We start from the raw sequence: 16,000 nt of genomic DNA on the forward strand, positions 1-16,000 counted from the left end.
CGCGCATCCGAGAGAGCTCCGGAGCGGGGTGGGGCTGCGGGCACCGGGTCTCGATGCGCCGACGGAGGCGGCTACGCGACCAGCAGGGGGTCCGGAGCCTGCCGCGACAGCGCCCTACTCGTCGAGCGCGAGCTCCTTCGGGAGCTCGAACTCCTTGCGGGAGAGCTCCTCGACGTTGACGTCCTTGAAGGTCAGCACGCGCACCGACTTCACGAAGCGGTCGGAGCGGTAGACGTCCCAGACCCACACGTCGCGCATGGTGAGCTCGAAGTAGAAGTCGTGCTCGGTGTCGCGGCGGACCAGGTCGACCTCGTTCGCCAGGTAGAACCGGCGCTCGGTCTCGACGACGTACGAGAACTGCGAGACGACGTCGCGGTACTCCCGGTACAGTGCCAGCTCGACCTCGCGGTCGTAGTCCTCGAATTCGTCCTCATCCATCGTTGGACAATCCTACGCCGAGCCGACGGGCCCGAGCGCCGGGAGCGGCTCCTCGACGCTCTCCCGCGACTTCGACAGCCAGGTCACCCGGTGGAGCGGGGACGGGCCGACCCGCTCGATCCCCGCCCAGTGCGCGGCGCTGCCGTAGCCCTTGTTGCTGTCCCAGGCGTAGTCGGCGAAGTCGTCGTGGTGGCGCACCATCTGACCGTCCCGGCCCACCTTCGCGAGCACGGAGGCGGCGGAGACGGCGGCGCAGTCGCGGTCGGCCTTCACGCGGGTGATGATCGTCAGCTCGGCCGCCCACTCGCCCAGCGCGGGCGTCAGCCAGTCGTGAGCGCCGTCGAGGAGGACGACGGCGGTGGCGAGGTCGACGCCCTGGTCGGCGAGGCGCTCGATGCCCCTCGACGCGGCGCGGCCGAGGCCGACGATGATCCCGGTCTCGTCGATCTCGTCCGCCGAGGACTCGCCGATCGCCCAGGCGGAGACCCACTTCGCTACTCCCGGCAGGAGCGCCTCGCGGCGGGCGGGAGCGAGCATCTTGGAGTCGCGGAGCCCCTCGGGGAAGCGCCCGCAGCGGCTGCCGATCGACACGACGCCGACCGAGACCGGGCCGGCGATCGCGCCGCGGCCGACCTCGTCGCAGCCGATGACCGTCTCATAGCCCTGCCGGAAGAGGCGCCGCTCCTGCGTCAGCGTCGGCTCGGCGACGACCACCTAGCCCTGCCCGCTCTGCGCGTCGTCCGAGCCCTCCTCGGAGGCCTCGGTGTCGACTCCGCGGAACACCGACGGGTAGTCGTCGAGCCACGCCCACTGCTGCACGGGCCAGGTCACGAGGATCGCGCGGCCCACGACGTTGTCGATCGGCACGAAGCCGCCGCCCGGCTTGTCGGTGTTGTAGCGGGAGTCGGCGGAGTTGTAGCGGTTGTCGCCCATCACCCAGAGCGAGCCCTCGGGCACGACGACGTCGAAGGGGGTGGCCGAGACGGCCTGCACCCCGTCCGGCAACTTCACGTAGGGCTCGTCGATCGGGTTGCCGTTGATCTCGACCTGGCCGAGCGGCGTGCAGCAGGTCACGTGGTCGCCCGGCAGGCCGATGACGCGCTTGATGAGGTGGTCGTTGCTGTCGGGAGCGGTGAGGCCGACGAGCGCGAGGGCGGAGTCGACCGCGGCCTGGAACGGCGGCACGTTGGGCTCGGAGCTCGGCGAGAGCCATCCGCCGGGATCGCGGAAGACGACGACGTCGCCGCGCGAGATCTTCACCACTCCGGGCACGAGCTCGTTCACGAGGATGCGATCGTTCTCGACGAGCGTCTGCTCCATGGAGGAGGAGGGGATGTAGAAGGAGCGGATCAGGAAGGTCTTCACGAGGAAGGAGACGAGCACCGCGACCACGAAGATGATCAGCACGTCGCGGAGGAAGAGCAGGACTCCCCGGCGCTTGCGCGGGCGCTTCTCGGACGGATCCGCCGAGTGGCGGGCGTGGTCCTCGCCTCCGGGGAGGCGGACCGGGGCCGTGCTGTCTGTCATCGCTCGCCGTCGCCCCTACTGTGCATCACCGGGTGGACTCCCCGGACGGATCGCCCCGAGAAAGGGAGGAACCCCGGTCCATCATAGGTGGACCGGGGTTCCCGAGAAGTCGTGCGGAAGCCGCTCAGGCGTCGCGCTTCTCCTTGATCTTGGCCTTCTTGCCGCGCAGGTTGCGCAGGTAGTAGAGCTTCGCGCGACGGACGTCACCGCGGGTGACGACCTCGATGTGGTCGATGACCGGCGAGTGCACGGGGAACGTGCGCTCGACGCCGACCTGGAAGCTCACCTTGCGGACGGTGAAGGTCTCGCGGACGCCCTCGTTGGAGCGGCCGATGACGACGCCCTGGAAGACCTGGATGCGCGAGCGGGAGCCCTCGACGATGTTGACGTGGACCTTGACGGTGTCGCCGGCGCGGAAGTCCGGGACATCGCTGCGGAGGGACGCCGCATCGACGGAATCGAGGATGTGCATGCTGTATCGCTCTCCGTGCCCGCCACAGGTCGAACACCGTTTCGTTGATGGAAGTCGGTCGTGCCCACGTCGTCGCGGCTCCCCTGTGGCAGAGCCTGCGCGAGGCACAAGCGCTCATTCTGCCATGCCGCGTCGATCCGAGTCAAAGCAGGGTCGTCGGGAGGGCAGAGTCACCTGGAGGACAGGGTCGCCCTGAGGCCAGAGCCGCGCAGAGGGCGGATCCGTCGAGGGGGCCGAGCCGTGGAGCAGGGCGGGACCTCGCAGTGGGACAGCGCCTCTCGGGACGCCCGACCCCTCAGAGGACGATGGTCTGCCCGTCCTGCGGGCGCTCCGGGTCGAAGCCCTCGCCGGCGACGGGGCGGTGAGCGCCCTCGGCCTGCACGGACGCCGCCTCCGAGAAGGCGAGGAGAGTGGCCCTCGCGTCGGCGAGGAACCGCCACGCCGAGTGCCAGAAGGCCGCCACTCCGAGGACCACCGAGAGCAGGCCCAGCGCCCAGGCGCCGGGCGGGAAGAAGCCGAAGGCGATCAGGGAGAGGTGCCAGGCGCCGACCACGGCCACGTCGCCCCACGCGGGAGTGCGCGTGGGCCGAACGGTCACCCGGAATGCGACGATCGCGGCCACAGCCGCCAGCGCGACCGCCAGAATGGGGAGGGCGATCACCAGGCCGAGCACGGTCCAGCCGCTCGATCCTCCGAAGACCCCGTAGCCGAGGAGGATCCACAAGGGCAGCACGATCGCCGCCGGGAACTGCCAGGAACCGAATGCCCGTCGCGTGCGCATGCACCGACCGTACCCACCACCGCTGAGCGACGGCTCAGCGGACCCCGAGAGGATCAGGATGATCGAGCTACGCACCCCCGCCGAGATCGAGGAGATGCGTCCCGCCGGCCGCTTCGTCGGCGAGGTACTGAAGGCCACCTCCGCCGCTGCCGCGGTCGGCGTGAACCTGCTCGAGCTCGACCGGCTCGCCCACGACATGATCCGCACGGCCGGCGCCGAGTCCTGCTACATCGACTACCACCCCTCCTTCGGCGCGAGTCCCTTCGGCAAGGTCATCTGCACCTCCGTCAACGACGCGGTGCTGCACGGCCTGCCCTTCGACTACCGGCTGAAGGACGGCGACCTGCTCACCCTCGACTTCGCCGCCTCCGTGAACGGCTGGGTCGCCGACTCGGCCATCAGCGTCGTGGTCGGGACGCCGCGCGAGGAGGACCTCGCCCTCATCGACACCACCACCCGCGCGCTCGAGGCCGGCATCGCCGCCGCGCAGCCCGGGAAGAAGATCGGCGACATCTCCGCGGCCATCGCGGCCGTCGCACACGCCGAGGGCCTGTCCATCAACACCGACTTCGGCGGCCACGGCGTCGGCCGCACGATGCACGGCGATCCGCACATCCCCAACGACGGACGCGCCGGCCGCGGCTACCCGCTCCGCCCGGGCCTCGTCGTCGCGATCGAGCCGTGGTTCCTGCAGACGACCGACGAGATCTACACGGACAAGGACGGCTGGACCCTCCGCAGCCGTGACGGCTCTCGCGGCGCCCACATGGAGCACACGATCGCCATCACCGAGACGGGAAACATCGTCCTGTCCGCGCGGGATTGACCAAGCGGTGGACAGTACTGCTATCTGATAGCGATACTGTCCACGTGCGAATCTCGGAGCTCAGCCGCAGCAGCGGCGTCAGCCTGCCCACGATCAAGTACTACATCCGGGAGGGGCTGCTGCCGCCGGGCGACGCCGCCGGCCCCCAGCGGGCGGAGTACGGGGACGCCCATGTCGCCCGCCTGACGCTGCTCCGGGCGCTCATCGAGAGCGGCGGCGTCGGCATCGCCGGCGCGAAGCGGATCACGGCCGCGCTCGACGCGGGCGTCGGTCCGACAGCAGCGTTCGAGGTGGCGCAGGACGTGGTCTCCGTGAGCGCCGACTCGACCGCGTCCGCCACCGAGGCGTCGACGCGGCGGATCGCCGAGGCCGCGGGCTCCGACCACTGCGGCCACCCTGCCGTCGCGACGGCGGCACGGGCGCTCGACGCGCTCGAGCTCTCCACCGGACCGATGAGCGCCGGCTGGCTCGAGACCTACGCCCGCGCCGCCGCCCTCGTCGCCTCCGCCGACCTCGACGAACTGCAGGCCCGCGAGAGCGTGAGCGAGCAGGCTGCCGTCGCCGCCGTCGGCACCGCGCTCGGAGACGTGGTGCTGCAGTCGCTCCGGCGCGTCGCCCAGGCGCGCGAGACGCAGAGCCGCTTCGGCTCGACGGAGGTGCCCCGATGAGCGCCGCGACCGAGACGCCCGCGCCCACAGCCTCCGCTGCTCCGCACCGGCCGCTCCTGGTGCTCGCTGCCGCGATGGCGGTCGGCGCCCTCCTCTGCGCGATCGCGGTGGTCGTCGATCCCCGCGAGCTCGGCGGGCAGCCGCTCTGGGGCAAGCCGCTGAAGTTCTGCCTCTCGATCGCGCTGTACGCCGTGACGCTCAGCCTGGCTGATCGGGCTCGTGCCCCGCCGGCGCCGCCCCACCCGAGCGCTGGGCACAGTCGCGGCGGTCGGCCTGGCGGTCGAGATGGTCGTGATCGGAGGCGCCGCCCTGGTCGGCGAGCGCAGCCACTTCGACGTCTCCACTCCCCTGCACGCCGCGCTCTGGGCCTCGATGGCCGTCTCGATCGTGGTGGTCTGGCTGGCGACGCTGGTCCTCGCCGCCCTCCTGGCGCGGGTGCCGCTCGGCGACCCGGCGCTGACGCTCGCCGTCCGCGCCGGACTCGTGATCGGGCTCGTCGGGATGGCCCTCGCATTCCTGATGACGGGGCCCTCGCCCGGCCAGATCAGCGACTACCAGGGCGTCGTCGGCGCGCACGCCGTCGGAGTCGCGGACGGCGGACCCGGCCTCCCCCTCCTGGGCTGGAGCACCACGGGGGGCGATCTGCGCATCCCGCACTTCGTCGGGATGCACGCTCTGCAGGGGCTCCCGCTGCTCGCGCTGCTGCTCGGACGGCTGGCACCCCGGATCCCCGTGCTGCGCCCCGGATGCACCCGGCTGCGGCTCGTCGCACTGGCCTCGGCAGGCTGGGCGGCCGCGGTCGCCCTCACCTGCTGGCAGGCGCTGCGCGGACAGGCGCTGACCGCACCGGACGCGCTGACCCTCGCCGTCGCTACTGTGGCCGTGATCGCCCTCGCCGGAGGGACGATCCTCACCCTCGCACGAACGGAGGCCCGCGCATGAGCCGGCTGCACCGCGGCTGGACGCCGCTCGGGATCGTCTACCTCGTCCTCGCCCTCGCCGGGCTGATCGGGACCTGGACCTGGAACGTGAGGGCGATGCAGGAGGGCGCGGACGTCCTCGCCGGCCTCGCCGCAGGCGGGCCGTGGGTGTCGTCGTTCTCGACCGACCTGCTGGTCGTCGCGATCGCGGCCGTCGCCTTCATGGTGGTGGAGGGCCGCCGGATCGGGATGCGCCGCGTGTGGATCCTGGTGCTGCTCGCGCCGCTGGTCGCCCTCGCGTTCGCGTTCCCCCTCTTCCTCGCCCTCCGCGACCGGCACCTGGCCCTCGCGGCCCGGTGACCGTGCGGCGCGGGGCTAGGGAAGCAGTTCGGGGCGGACGCGGCGCGTGCGCTCGACGCTCTGCTCGTGGCGCCAGGCGGCGATCGCCCCGTGGTTGCCGCTGAGGAGCACCGGAGGGACGTCGAGGCCGCGCCAGGAGGCCGGCTTGGTGTAGCTCGGGTACTCGAGCAGCCCGTCGGAGTGGCTCTCCTCGACCAGGCTCGCCGGGTTGCCGACGACGCCCGGGACCAGGCGTCCGACGGCCTCGATCATCGCCATCACGGCGACCTCTCCTCCGTTGAGGACGTAGTCGCCGAGGCTGATCAGCCGGACCCGCGCGCGCTCGGCGGTGTGGTCCACGACGCGCTGGTCGATGCCCTCGTAGCGGCCGCAGCCGAAGACGAGGGAGGACTCCTCCGCGAGCTCGCGGGCGGTCGCCTGGGTGAACAGCTCGCCCGCGGGCGACGGGAAGATCACGACGGGGTCGTCCGCGCCGTCGAGGATCGTGTCGAGCGCCTCGCCCCACGGCTCCGGTCGCATCACCATGCCGGCGCCGCCGCCGTAGGGCGTGTCGTCGACGGTGCGGTGGCGGTCGTGGGTGAAGTCGCGCAGGTCGTGCACGCCGAGCTCGATCAGCCCGCTCTGCCGCGCACGGCCGAGCAGGCTGATGTCGAGCACGCCGAAGAACTCCGGGAAGATCGTGACGATGTCGATCCTCACGACCGGGGCTCCTCCTCGGAGGCGGCGTCGGAGGCGGCCGGGGGCTCGTCGTCGGCGGGCTCCTCGAGAGCGGAGTCCGCGTCATCGGAGGCGTCGGTCTCGTAGGCGTCCGCAGGCGCGCTCAGCGCCGGGTCCGCGAGGTCGACGCCGCTGAGGTCGACTGCGGCGGGCTCCTCCTCGGGAGCCTCCTCGAAGAGGCCGATCGGAGGCGTGACCGTGACGATCCCGGCCGCGGCGTCGACGGAGGGGACGATCGCGTTCACGAACGGCACCATCACCTCGCCGGAGGGGGTGCCGACGATGAGCAGGTCCTGCGCGGGGAAGTGGTCGACGCGGCGGACGGTGCCGACCTCGACGCCGTCGCGGACGACCTTCATGCCGACCAGCTGGTAGTCGTACCAGGAGTCGTCCTCGCCCGGCTGGGTCTGCACCTCCTCGTCGATCCAGAGGATCGCCTTCAGGAGGGTCTCAGCGGCGTTGCGGTCGTCCACGCCTCGGAAGAACGCGACGGGGTGGCTGTTGTACCAGCGCAGCTCGACGAGCTCGAGCTTCCTGCCGTGCCACTCGGAGGTGCGCGGGACCTGCAGCGTGAACGTGGATCCGGGGGTGAAGCGCTTGTCGGGCTCGTCCGTGTAGAGCTCGAGCTTGATGGCGCCCTTGAGCCCGTGTGCCTTGGTGAGTCGGGCGACGCGGAGCTGCGTCGTGCCCGGTCCGGTGACCGACACCTCTACTTGTCGGTGTCGACGACGTCGACGCGCACGCGGCGCCCGTCGGCGAGCGCGGCGACGAGAGTGCGGACGGCCTTGGCGGTGCGACCGGAGCGTCCGATCACGCGGCCGAGGTCCTCGGGGTGCACACGCACCTCGAGGACCTCTCCGCGCGGGGAGCTCGTGGCCACGACACTGACCTCATCGGGGTTCTCGACGATCCCCTTGACGAGGTGTTCGACGGCGGGAGCGAGCACTGACTACGCCTCGGTGGAGGTCTCGTCGGCGGTGTCCTCGACCGGGGCGGCCTTGGCCGGAGCCTCGGACTTCGGCTTGAGGACGGGCTTCTTCTTCGCGTCGACGACGAACGGAGCCTTGGGCTCCTTCACCTGGACGGTGCTGACGGCGTCGGCGTCGCCCTTGAAGCGGCCCCAGTCGCCGGTCAGCTTGAGGATCGCGGCGACCTGCTCGGTCGGCTGCGCGCCGACTCCGAGCCAGTACTGCGCGCGCTCCGAGTCGACCTGGATGAACGAGGGCTGCTCGGTCGGGTGGTACTTGCCGATCTCCTCGATCACGCGGCCGTCGCGCTTGGTGCGCGAGTCGGCGACGACGATGCGGTAGTAGGGCGCCCGGATCTTGCCGAGGCGCTTCAGACGAATCTTGACAGCCACAATTCTCCTGTGTGGTCGTTGACCGGTGTCCGGTCGATGATGGATGAACTGAGCCGTGAGCGTGGGGGCACACCCGGCGGAAGCTCGAGGGGGTTTCGTCGGCGGTGAGTAGAGGGTCGACCGCCTCGGACCCGACGGATCATTCTGCCAGAAAAACCGCCCCGGTGCGGGCCCGGCACGCCGCCGCCCAGCGGCACCCTCGCGGGAGCGGGCCTCGCGGGACCGGGAAGGCCTCCGCCGGGGCTCGGCGTCCGTCCCGGCCGCAGGTGGCAGGATGGCGAGGCGCGTCCCGATCGGCGGACGCCCGGATCCGATGAGGACCACGCCATGGAGATCAGCTTCGCCGCATCAGACCGCTCCACGCTCGGGATCGAGTGGGAGGTCGCGATCGTCGACCGGCAGACGGGCGATCTCGCCAACGTCGCCGATGTGGTGCTGGAGGCGCTCCGCAGCGACGACGGCGCCCCGCACCCGCACATCACCGGCGAGCTCCTGCGCAACACGGTCGAGCTGGTCTCCGGCGTGCACACCTCCGTCCGCGACGCGGTCGCCGATCTGCAGGACCAGCTGCGGCAGGTGCGCGAGATCACCGACCCCATGGGACTCGACCTCGTGTGCTCGGGCACGCACCCGTTCGCGCAGTGGTTCGACCAGGCCATCACGGACAAGGAGCGGTACCACCGCCTCATCGACCGGACCCAGTGGTGGGGCCGGAACATGATGATCTGGGGCATCCACGTGCACGTCGGCATCGAGCACCGCGACAAGGTGCTGCCGATCCTCAACTCCCTGCTCGACTACTACCCGCACCTGCAGGCGCTCTCGGCGTCGAGCCCGTTCTGGGGCGGAGTCGACACGGGCTACGCCTCGAACCGCGCGCTGATGTTCCAGCAGCTGCCGACGGCGGGCCTGCCTCCGCAGTTCGGTGCCTGGGCGAACTACGAGGAGTACGTCGACGACATGATGCGCACCGGCGTCATCGACGACCACACGGAGGTCCGCTGGGACATCCGCCCCTCGCCGCAGTGGGGCACTCTCGAGATGCGCGCGTGCGACGGCCTCTCCTCCGCGGAGGAGATCGGAGCGGTCGCCGCGCTGATCCAGTGCCTCGTCGAGCACCTCTCGTCGCGGCTGGACGCGGGCGAGGACCTTCCGACGATGCAGCCCTGGTACGTGCGCGAGAACAAGTGGCGCGCGGCCCGCTACGGACTCGACGCCGAGATCATCCTCGACGCCGCCGGAGCGGAGCGGCTGGTCACCGACGACATCCGCGACCTGCTCGTCACCCTCGCACCGGTCGCCGAGCGCCTCGACTGCGTGAGGGAGCTCGGCGACGTCGAGCTGATCCTGGTCGCGGGAGCGAGCTATCAGCGCCAGCTGCGGACGGCCGCGGCGAACGACGGCGACCTCAAGGCGGTGGTCCGGGCGCTCGCGGGCGAGCTGCGCGACGGGCTCCGGGATCCCCGCTCGTGACGCGTCCCGCCCTCCTCGCCGCAGCCGCGATCGGCGCGCTGGCCCTCGGTCTCGCCGGCTGCTCGTCCTCGACGACGACCGGCCCGGCGACCGCGTCCCCCGCCGGCACCGCCACTCCCCTCCCGACCGTCACCGCCGATCCGCTTCCGCTCTCGATCGGTGGCTCCCTGCCCGCCGGCTCCCGGGTGACGATCGTCGGCGACAGCATCGTGCGCGGTCTGACGGTCGATCCGGAGCAGGCCTGGCCCGCACTCGTCGGCGACGACCTCGGCTGGGAGGTCACGAACCTGGGCTGCGACGGCGGCGGCTTCATCGAACCGGGCGACTGCGGCGTCGCGATCGGCGACCGCGCGGAGGAGATCGCCGACACCCGGCCCGACGCGATCGTGCTGATCGCCAGCAGCAACGACCTGGGCTGGGATCCGGAGGACGTGGACGCCGCGATCGGGCCGGCGGTGGACGCGATCGTGTCCACCTCGCCCTCGGCCCGGCTCATCGCGCTGGACTCGGTCTGGGGCCCCGACCCGCGCCCCTCCGATCTCGACGAGTACGACGCGGCGCTGGTCGAGGCCGTGACGGCCGCCGGCGGCGGTGCGCTGGAGTACCCGGACCCCCTCCGCGAGGACGGGCTGCTCGGCGAGGACGGCGTGCATCCCACCGTCGAGGGCCAGCGCGCCCTGGCCGACGCCTTCGAGGTGGCGGCCGAGAAGTCCGGCCTCGCCCGGGCGGTGCCGACCGGCCAGAAGGCGACGGACGCGCCGGCGGCCTGACTCCGACGCGGGGCGCCGCCGTGACGGCGCCCCGCCGGGTCAGCGCGCGGTGCTGTTCCGGCCGTCGCGCCAGCCGAGCAGGTCGCGCACGGGCGCGAGGTCGATGTCCGGACCGGTGATGCCGAGCGTGAACAGGCGGGCGCCCAGGTCGTACTGCTGGTCGAGCACGTCGAAGGAGGCGTCGCCGACACCGCCGCGCACGCTCGCGCCGGTCGAGATCTCGATCGCGGCCGGGTCGCGGTCGACGCGGCCGCACCACTCCGAGAGCACGCCGAGCTTGCGCTCGAGCGTCGGGACGTCCGAGAAGCTGTGCCAGATGTCGGCGTGCTCGGCGACGATCCGCAGCGTCTTCTTCTCGCCGCCGCCGCCGATCATCACCGGGATGTCGCGGGTGGGCGCCGGGTTGAGCATCGACCACCGGCTGCGGATGCGCGGCATCGCCTCGGAGAGCTCGTCGAGGCGGGAGCCGGGAGTGCCGAACTCGTAGCCGTACTCCTCGTAGTCGCGCTCGAACCAGCCCGAGCCGATGCCGAAGATCAGACGGCCCTCGGCGCCCTTGGCGCTGATGTGGTCGACCGTGCGCGCCATGTCGGCGAGGAGGTCGGGGTTCCGGTAGCTGTTGCAGGTGACCAGCGGGCCGAACTCGATGCGGCTGGTCTGCTCGGCCCAGGCCGCGAGCATGCTCCAGCCCTCGAAGTGCAGGCCGTTCGGCTCTCCCGAGAGCGGGAAGAAGTGGTCCCAGTTGAAGGCGATGTCGACGCCGAGGTCCTCGAGCTGGGCGAGCGTGTCGCGGATGACCTCGTAGGGGACGTGCTGCGGTGCGATCTGGACGCCGATGCGGACGGGGCGCGCGTGTGCGGTTGTCATGCCCTCACGCTAGCGAGCGGTGCGCCTCACGGGGATCCCCGCTGCGGCCCCCGGAGGGACGGCGCGCTACTCCCCCGCCGGGTCCGGCGACGCCGAGGGCGCCTCGTCGCTCGTGGAGCGGGCGAGCTTGACGACGGTGGCCCCCTCGTCGTCGAACAGGCGGAGCCGTCCGCCGTCGATCGAGGCCATCGCCGCCTCCGAGAAGATCATCGGCAGTGCGACGCCGTCGCAGGCGATCAGCGTGCTCGGCCCGGCCGAGACGGTGAGGGCGCCCTCCTGGTCGATCGACCACTCGCCCTGCGCGCCGTTGCATCCGTCCGAGCCCGTCCAGGACCCGTCCTCCGCGATCAGGAGGAACGGCACGTCGGGCGCGTCGTAGGAGACGCCCGTCACCCAGCGGCCGACCAGGTCCTCCGGGGAGGGCGCCGTCATCGCGTCGACCCCGGAGCCCTCGGCGCAGCCGGTGAGCCCGAGCACGGCCGCGAGGACGAGGATCCCGCCCGCGCGTCCGGCCGCGACCCGCCTCATCGCCCGAGGAGCTTCTGCAGCTGCTCGAGCTCCTCCGGCGTGGGCTGGGCGCCCTTGCCGGCGCCGCCGCCCAGGCCGAAGCCGGAGCCGCCCGCGTCGCCCGGGCGGGGCCCGGAGGTGATCGCCGCGTTCTCGGCCGCGCGCTTGGCGGGGTTGCCGGACTTGCTGCTCTTCTTCTTCTGCGGCTTCGGGCGGCCCTGGTAGCCGGCGCCGGGCACGGGGCCCATGCCGGGGACCGAAGGCATGCCGCCCTTGGCGACCGTCTTCATCATCTTGGCGGCCTGCTCGAAGCGCTGGACGAGCTGGTTGACGTCCGTGACCGTCATGCCGGAGCCGCGGGCGATGCGCAGGCGCCGCGAGCCGTTGAGCAGCTTCGGGTTGACCCGCTCCGCCTTCGTCATCGACTGGATGATCGCCTCGGTGCGCACGATCTCGCGCTCGTCGAACTGGTCGAGCTGCTCGCGCATGCCCTTCGCACCGGGCAGCATGCCGATCATCTTCTTGATCGAGCCCATGTTGCGCAGCTGCTGCATCTGGCCGAGGAAGTCGTCGAGGGTGAACGTGTCCCCCATGATCTTCTCGGCGATCTTGCGCGCCTCGTCCTCGTCGAACGCGGACTGGGCCTGCTCGATGAGGGTCAGCACGTCGCCGAGGTCGAGGATGCGGCTCGCCATGCGGTCGGGGTGGAACTGCTCGAAGTCGTCGAGCGACTCGCCCGTGGAGGCGAAGAGGATCGGGCGGCCGGTGAGCGAGGCGACCGAGAGCGCCGCGCCTCCGCGGGCGTCGCCGTCGAGCTTGGAGAGGACGACGCCGGTGAAGTCGACGCCCTCCTGGAAGGCCTTGGCGGTCGCGACCGCGTCCTGGCCGATCATCGCGTCGATGACGAACAGGACCTCGTCGGGGTTCGTGACGCGGCGGATGTCGGCGGCCTGCTTCATCATGTCGGCGTCGACGCCGAGGCGTCCGGCCGTGTCGATGATGACCGTGTCGTACTGCTTGTCGGTCGCGAAGCGGATCGCGTTCTGGGCGACCTTGACCGGGTTGCCGACGCCGTTGCCCGGCTCCGGCGCGTAGACCGCGACCCCGGCCTGCTCGCCGACGACCTGCAGCTGCTGCACGGCGTTGGGGCGCTGGAGGTCGGCCGCGACGAGCAGCGGGGTGTGGCCGTCCTTGCCGAGGTACTTGCCGAGCTTGCCCGCGAGGGTCGTCTTGCCCGCGCCCTGGAGGCCGGCGAGCATGATGACGGTCGGCGGGCGCTTGGCGAACTCGAGCCGGCGCGACTGCCCGCCGAGGATCGCGACGAGCTCCTCGTTGACGATCTGGACGACCTGCTGGGCCGGGTTGAGCGCCTTGTTGACCTCGTCGCCGAGGGCGCGCTCGCGCACCTTGCCGGTGAACTCCTTCACGACCTCCAGCGCCACGTCGGCGTCGAGGAGGGCCCGCCGGATCTCGCGGACGGTGCCGTCGACGTCCGACGCGGAGAGCTTGCCCTTCGTGCGGAGGTTCTTGAAGGTCTCGACGAGTCGATCGGAGAGGGTGCCGAAAGTAGCCATGATGCCCGGAATTCTACCGGAGGCCCGGAGGGTCGGCGGGCGCGGCCGCCGATCGGCTCGCGATCGGCGCGATCACCGTGGAGCGGATTAACTGGTCCGGGTCCAAGAACAGGGTTAGGGTGGCCCGGTGATCGAGACACTGGTGGCGGGCGACTCCGCGGATCCCCTGGACTACACCGACGGCTGGGAGCTGCAGCGCCGCCTGCACGCCGAGGTGGTGGCGGGCTCGAGGCCGGACACCCTCGTGCTCTGCGAGCACTCCTCCGTCTACACCGCCGGCAAGCGCACCGAGGCGCACGAGCGCCCGGACGACGGCTCGCCCGTGGTCGACGTCGACCGCGGAGGGCGGATCACCTGGCACGGCCCGGGCCAGCTCGTCGGCTACCCGATCGTGCGGCTCGGAGAGCCCGTCGACGTGGTCGCCTACGTCCGCTCGCTGGAGGGCGTGCTGATCGCCGCTCTCGACGACCTGGGCGTGCAGGGGCGGCGCGTCGACGGGCGCTCGGGAGTGTGGATCCCGAGGGACGGCGGCGCCGACAAGATCGCCGCGATCGGCATCCGCGTCGCCTCGGGCGTGACGATGCACGGCTTCGCCCTCAACGTCTCGAACAGCCTCGAGCCCTACGCCCGCATCGTCGCCTGCGGCATCGCCGACGCCGGGGTGACCACGCTCGAGCGCGAGCGCGGCGAGGCTCCGCCCATGGAGGCGGTGCGGGCGCGAGTGGCGGCGCGCTTCTCGGAGGCGGCCCCCGCCTTCTCCGCCCGCATCGAGGAGGTCGCCGCGTGAGCGCCGAGGCCGGCGGCCGCAAGCTCCTGCGGCTGGAGATCCGCAACGCCGAGACGCCGATCGAGCGCAAGCCCGAGTGGATCCGCACGAAGGCCTCGATGGGCCCGGAGTACCGGCAGCTGCAGTCGCTGGTGAAGAGCGAGGAGCTGCACACCGTCTGCCAGGAGGCGGGCTGCCCCAACATCTTCGAGTGCTGGGAGGACCGCGAGGCGACCTTCCTCATCGGGGGCGCCCAGTGCACCCGCCGCTGCGACTTCTGCCAGATCGACACCGGGAAGCCCGCGGACTACGACGCGGACGAGCCCCGGCGCGTCGGCGAGTCCGTGGCGCGGATGAAGCTCCGCTACGCGACCGTCACCGGAGTCGCCCGCGACGACCTGCCGGACGAGGGCTCCTGGCTCTACGCCGAGACCATCCGCCAGATCCACGCCCAGGCTCCGGGCACGGGGGTCGAGATCCTGGTCCCGGACTTCACGGGCCGCGCCGAGCACCTGCAGCGGGTGTTCGACGCGGAGCCGGAGGTGTTCGCCCACAACGTCGAGACGGTGCCGCGGATCTTCAAGCGCATCCGGCCGGCCTTCCGCTACGAGCGCTCGCTCGACGTGCTCACCCAGGGCCGGGAGGCGGGGCTGATCACGAAGTCGAACCTCATCCTCGGCATGGGCGAGGAGCGGGAGGAGATCTCGCAGGCGCTGCAGGACCTTTACGACGCCGGCACTGACATCGTGACCATCACGCAGTACCTCCGCCCGACGCCGCGGCATCTGCCGGTGGACCGCTGGGTGCACCCGGAGGAGTTCGTGGCGATCAAGGAAGAGGCCGAGGACATCGGCTTCCTCGGCGTCCTCGCGGGGCCCCTGGTCCGCTCCTCCTACCGGGCCGGCCGGCTCTGGGCGCGCTCGATGGAGTCGAAGGGGCTGCCGGTCCCGGAGCACCTGCGCCACCTCGCCGACGCGGCACTGGGCTTCTCGCAGGCCGTGTAGCCCGCCACCGGGACGGCGCCGGCGCGTCGTCCCGGGCGGGGCCGCTCAGCTGACGAGCTGCTGGGCGAAGACGTGGGGGGTGAAGCCGGTGAGGTCGCCGATGCCCTCGCCCTGACCGACGAGCTTGATCGGGATGCCGGTGCGCTCCTGGACCGCGAGGACGAAGCCGCCCTTCGCGGAGCCGTCGAGCTTGGTGATGACGAGGCCGGTGACGCCCGCGTGCTCGATGAACGCCTCGGCCTGGCTCAGCCCGTTCTGACCGGTCGTCGCGTCGAGCACGAGCAGGATCTCGGAGATCGGGGCCTGCTTCTCGATGACGCGCTTGATCTTCGTGAGCTCGTCCATCAGCCCGCCCTTGGTGTGCAGGCGGCCGGCCGTGTCGATGATGACCATCTCGACGCCGGTGTCCTTCGCGAACTGCACGGTCTGGAAGGCGACGGACGCCGGATCCTGGCGCTCCTGCTGCGGGCGGACGATCTGGGCGTCGGCGCGCTGCGCCCAGGTGGCGAGCTGGTCGACCGCCGCGGCGCGGAAGGTGTCGGCCGCGCCGACCACGACGCTCCGGCCGTAGTTGCGGAGGAACTTGGCGAACTTGCCGATGGTCGTGGTCTTGCCGACGCCGTTCACGCCGACCACGAGGATCACGGCGGGGCGCTCGCTGAGCTTGAGGGTCGTGTCGTACTTCGACAGACGCTCCTCGAGGGACTCGCGGAGCATCCGCTGCAGGTCGCGCGGGTCGGTGGTGGAGTAGCGGGCGACCTTGGCGCGGAGGTCGTCGACGATCTCCTCGGTGATGTCGGGGCCGAAGTCGGCGGTGATCAGCGCCGTCTCGAGGTCGTCCCAGGTCTGGTCGTCGATCGTGCGCTTCTCGAACAGGCCGCGCAGTGCGCGGCCGAGCGACCAGGAGGTGCGTTCTGCCATGGGTCCAGGCTACCGGCGGGCGCGCCTCGGAGCGGTCGGGGAGGCGGGT

Annotated in this window: 21 protein-coding genes; 8 read left to right on the forward strand and 13 right to left on the reverse strand. The window is 71.7% G+C overall.

Annotated features, from left to right (window positions below):
• Nucleotides 1-114 precede the first annotated feature (114 nt).
• The 5 genes from C5B95_RS08050 to C5B95_RS08070 form a co-directional block, all read right to left on the reverse strand.
• Nucleotides 115-438 carry a DUF2469 domain-containing protein gene (locus C5B95_RS08050; protein WP_055792576.1) on the reverse strand — a complete coding sequence of 108 codons (324 nt, stop codon included), beginning with the start codon at nt 436-438 and terminating at the stop codon, nt 115-117.
• Between the two features lie 12 nt (nt 439-450).
• Complete coding sequence (locus tag C5B95_RS08055; protein ID WP_104348903.1) at nt 451-1,152, reverse strand: ribonuclease HII; 702 nt, start codon at nt 1,150-1,152, stop codon at nt 451-453.
• On the reverse strand, nt 1,153-1,965 hold the full coding sequence (gene lepB, locus C5B95_RS08060; protein ID WP_104223903.1) for a signal peptidase I: 813 nt from the start codon (nt 1,963-1,965) through the stop codon (nt 1,153-1,155).
• A gap of 124 nt (nt 1,966-2,089) precedes the next feature.
• Entirely contained in the window at nt 2,090-2,437 is a 348-nt protein-coding gene (rplS, locus tag C5B95_RS08065) for a 50S ribosomal protein L19 (RefSeq protein WP_104223904.1), read from the reverse strand.
• 295 nt (nt 2,438-2,732) lie between these two features.
• Nucleotides 2,733-3,218 (reverse strand): hypothetical protein, encoded by a 486-nt coding sequence (locus tag C5B95_RS08070; protein WP_104223905.1) that lies wholly within the window; start codon nt 3,216-3,218, stop codon nt 2,733-2,735.
• 58 nt (nt 3,219-3,276) lie between these two features.
• Here C5B95_RS08070 and map point away from each other — a divergent pair, with 58 nt between their 5' ends.
• The 4 genes from map (at nt 3,277) to C5B95_RS08090 (ending at nt 5,992) form a co-directional block, all read left to right on the forward strand.
• Nucleotides 3,277-4,044, forward strand: coding sequence for a type I methionyl aminopeptidase (map, locus tag C5B95_RS08075; RefSeq protein ID WP_104223906.1), 768 nt, complete (start codon nt 3,277-3,279; stop codon nt 4,042-4,044).
• Between the two features lie 44 nt (nt 4,045-4,088).
• Complete coding sequence (locus tag C5B95_RS08080; RefSeq protein ID WP_104226873.1) at nt 4,089-4,712, forward strand: MerR family transcriptional regulator; 624 nt, start codon at nt 4,089-4,091, stop codon at nt 4,710-4,712.
• A 219-nt stretch (nt 4,713-4,931) separates the two neighbouring features.
• Nucleotides 4,932-5,654: a hypothetical protein gene (locus tag C5B95_RS08085; protein ID WP_104348904.1), complete on the forward strand. Its 723-nt coding sequence runs from the start codon at nt 4,932-4,934 to the stop codon at nt 5,652-5,654.
• Nucleotides 5,651-5,992 (forward strand): DUF2834 domain-containing protein, encoded by a 342-nt coding sequence (locus C5B95_RS08090; protein ID WP_104250523.1) that lies wholly within the window; start codon nt 5,651-5,653, stop codon nt 5,990-5,992. Before C5B95_RS08085 ends, C5B95_RS08090 begins: the two co-directional genes overlap by 4 nt.
• 15 nt (nt 5,993-6,007) lie before the next feature.
• Here C5B95_RS08090 and trmD read toward each other — a convergent pair whose 3' ends face one another.
• From trmD to rpsP, 4 genes are read right to left on the reverse strand one after another with little or no spacing between them, the layout of a single operon-like run.
• Nucleotides 6,008-6,691, reverse strand: a complete 684-nt coding sequence (trmD, locus tag C5B95_RS08095; RefSeq protein ID WP_104256310.1) for a tRNA (guanosine(37)-N1)-methyltransferase TrmD — start codon at nt 6,689-6,691, stop codon at nt 6,008-6,010.
• Complete coding sequence (gene rimM / locus C5B95_RS08100; RefSeq protein ID WP_104348905.1) at nt 6,688-7,416, reverse strand: ribosome maturation factor RimM; 729 nt, start codon at nt 7,414-7,416, stop codon at nt 6,688-6,690. The genes trmD and rimM overlap by 4 nt, the downstream gene beginning before the upstream one ends.
• 2 nt (nt 7,417-7,418) lie before the next feature.
• Complete coding sequence (locus C5B95_RS08105; RefSeq protein WP_068210678.1) at nt 7,419-7,655, reverse strand: RNA-binding protein; 237 nt, start codon at nt 7,653-7,655, stop codon at nt 7,419-7,421.
• Nucleotides 7,656-7,658: 3 nt separating this feature from the next.
• Nucleotides 7,659-8,069 (reverse strand): 30S ribosomal protein S16, encoded by a 411-nt coding sequence (gene rpsP / locus C5B95_RS08110; protein WP_104223912.1) that lies wholly within the window; start codon nt 8,067-8,069, stop codon nt 7,659-7,661.
• Between the two features lie 327 nt (nt 8,070-8,396).
• On the opposite strand from rpsP, the gene C5B95_RS08115 reads away from it, so the two are divergent.
• Together C5B95_RS08115 and C5B95_RS08120 are read left to right on the forward strand one after the other, a co-directional pair.
• The gene (locus C5B95_RS08115) at nt 8,397-9,542 is read left to right on the forward strand and encodes a glutamate--cysteine ligase (protein ID WP_104348906.1); all 1,146 of its coding nucleotides are present in this window, start codon (nt 8,397-8,399) and stop codon (nt 9,540-9,542) included.
• Entirely contained in the window at nt 9,539-10,312 is a 774-nt protein-coding gene (locus tag C5B95_RS08120; protein WP_104348907.1) for an SGNH/GDSL hydrolase family protein, read from the forward strand. The genes C5B95_RS08115 and C5B95_RS08120 overlap by 4 nt, the downstream gene beginning before the upstream one ends.
• A 39-nt stretch (nt 10,313-10,351) precedes the next feature.
• On the opposite strand, the gene C5B95_RS08125 is transcribed toward C5B95_RS08120, so the two are convergent.
• The 3 genes from C5B95_RS08125 to ffh all read right to left on the reverse strand — a co-directional run bounded on the left by C5B95_RS08125 (nt 10,352) and on the right by ffh (nt 13,260).
• Nucleotides 10,352-11,179: an LLM class F420-dependent oxidoreductase gene (locus C5B95_RS08125; RefSeq protein ID WP_104348908.1), complete on the reverse strand. Its 828-nt coding sequence runs from the start codon at nt 11,177-11,179 to the stop codon at nt 10,352-10,354.
• 66 nt (nt 11,180-11,245) lie between these two features.
• Nucleotides 11,246-11,707: an META domain-containing protein gene (locus C5B95_RS08130; RefSeq protein WP_104348909.1), complete on the reverse strand. Its 462-nt coding sequence runs from the start codon at nt 11,705-11,707 to the stop codon at nt 11,246-11,248.
• A complete protein-coding gene (ffh, locus tag C5B95_RS08135; protein ID WP_104226882.1) occupies nt 11,704-13,260 on the reverse strand; it encodes a signal recognition particle protein in 1,557 nt (518 codons plus the stop codon). The genes C5B95_RS08130 and ffh overlap by 4 nt, the downstream gene beginning before the upstream one ends.
• A gap of 127 nt (nt 13,261-13,387) precedes the next feature.
• Between ffh and lipB the strand changes: the two genes are divergently transcribed.
• Together lipB and lipA are read left to right on the forward strand one after the other, a co-directional pair.
• Nucleotides 13,388-14,047, forward strand: a complete 660-nt coding sequence (gene lipB / locus C5B95_RS08140; protein ID WP_104238539.1) for a lipoyl(octanoyl) transferase LipB — start codon at nt 13,388-13,390, stop codon at nt 14,045-14,047.
• Nucleotides 14,044-15,030: a lipoyl synthase gene (gene lipA / locus C5B95_RS08145; protein ID WP_104256304.1), complete on the forward strand. Its 987-nt coding sequence runs from the start codon at nt 14,044-14,046 to the stop codon at nt 15,028-15,030. The genes lipB and lipA overlap by 4 nt, the downstream gene beginning before the upstream one ends.
• 45 nt (nt 15,031-15,075) lie before the next feature.
• Here the strand turns inward: lipA and ftsY are convergent, their stop codons facing one another.
• Nucleotides 15,076-15,951 carry a signal recognition particle-docking protein FtsY gene (gene ftsY / locus C5B95_RS08150; RefSeq protein WP_104223920.1) on the reverse strand — a complete coding sequence of 292 codons (876 nt, stop codon included), beginning with the start codon at nt 15,949-15,951 and terminating at the stop codon, nt 15,076-15,078.
• Nucleotides 15,952-16,000 lie beyond the last annotated feature (49 nt).

The organism is Rathayibacter sp. AY1A7 (assembly GCF_002930845.1).
In the GTDB taxonomy this organism is placed as follows: domain Bacteria; phylum Actinomycetota; class Actinomycetes; order Actinomycetales; family Microbacteriaceae; genus Rathayibacter.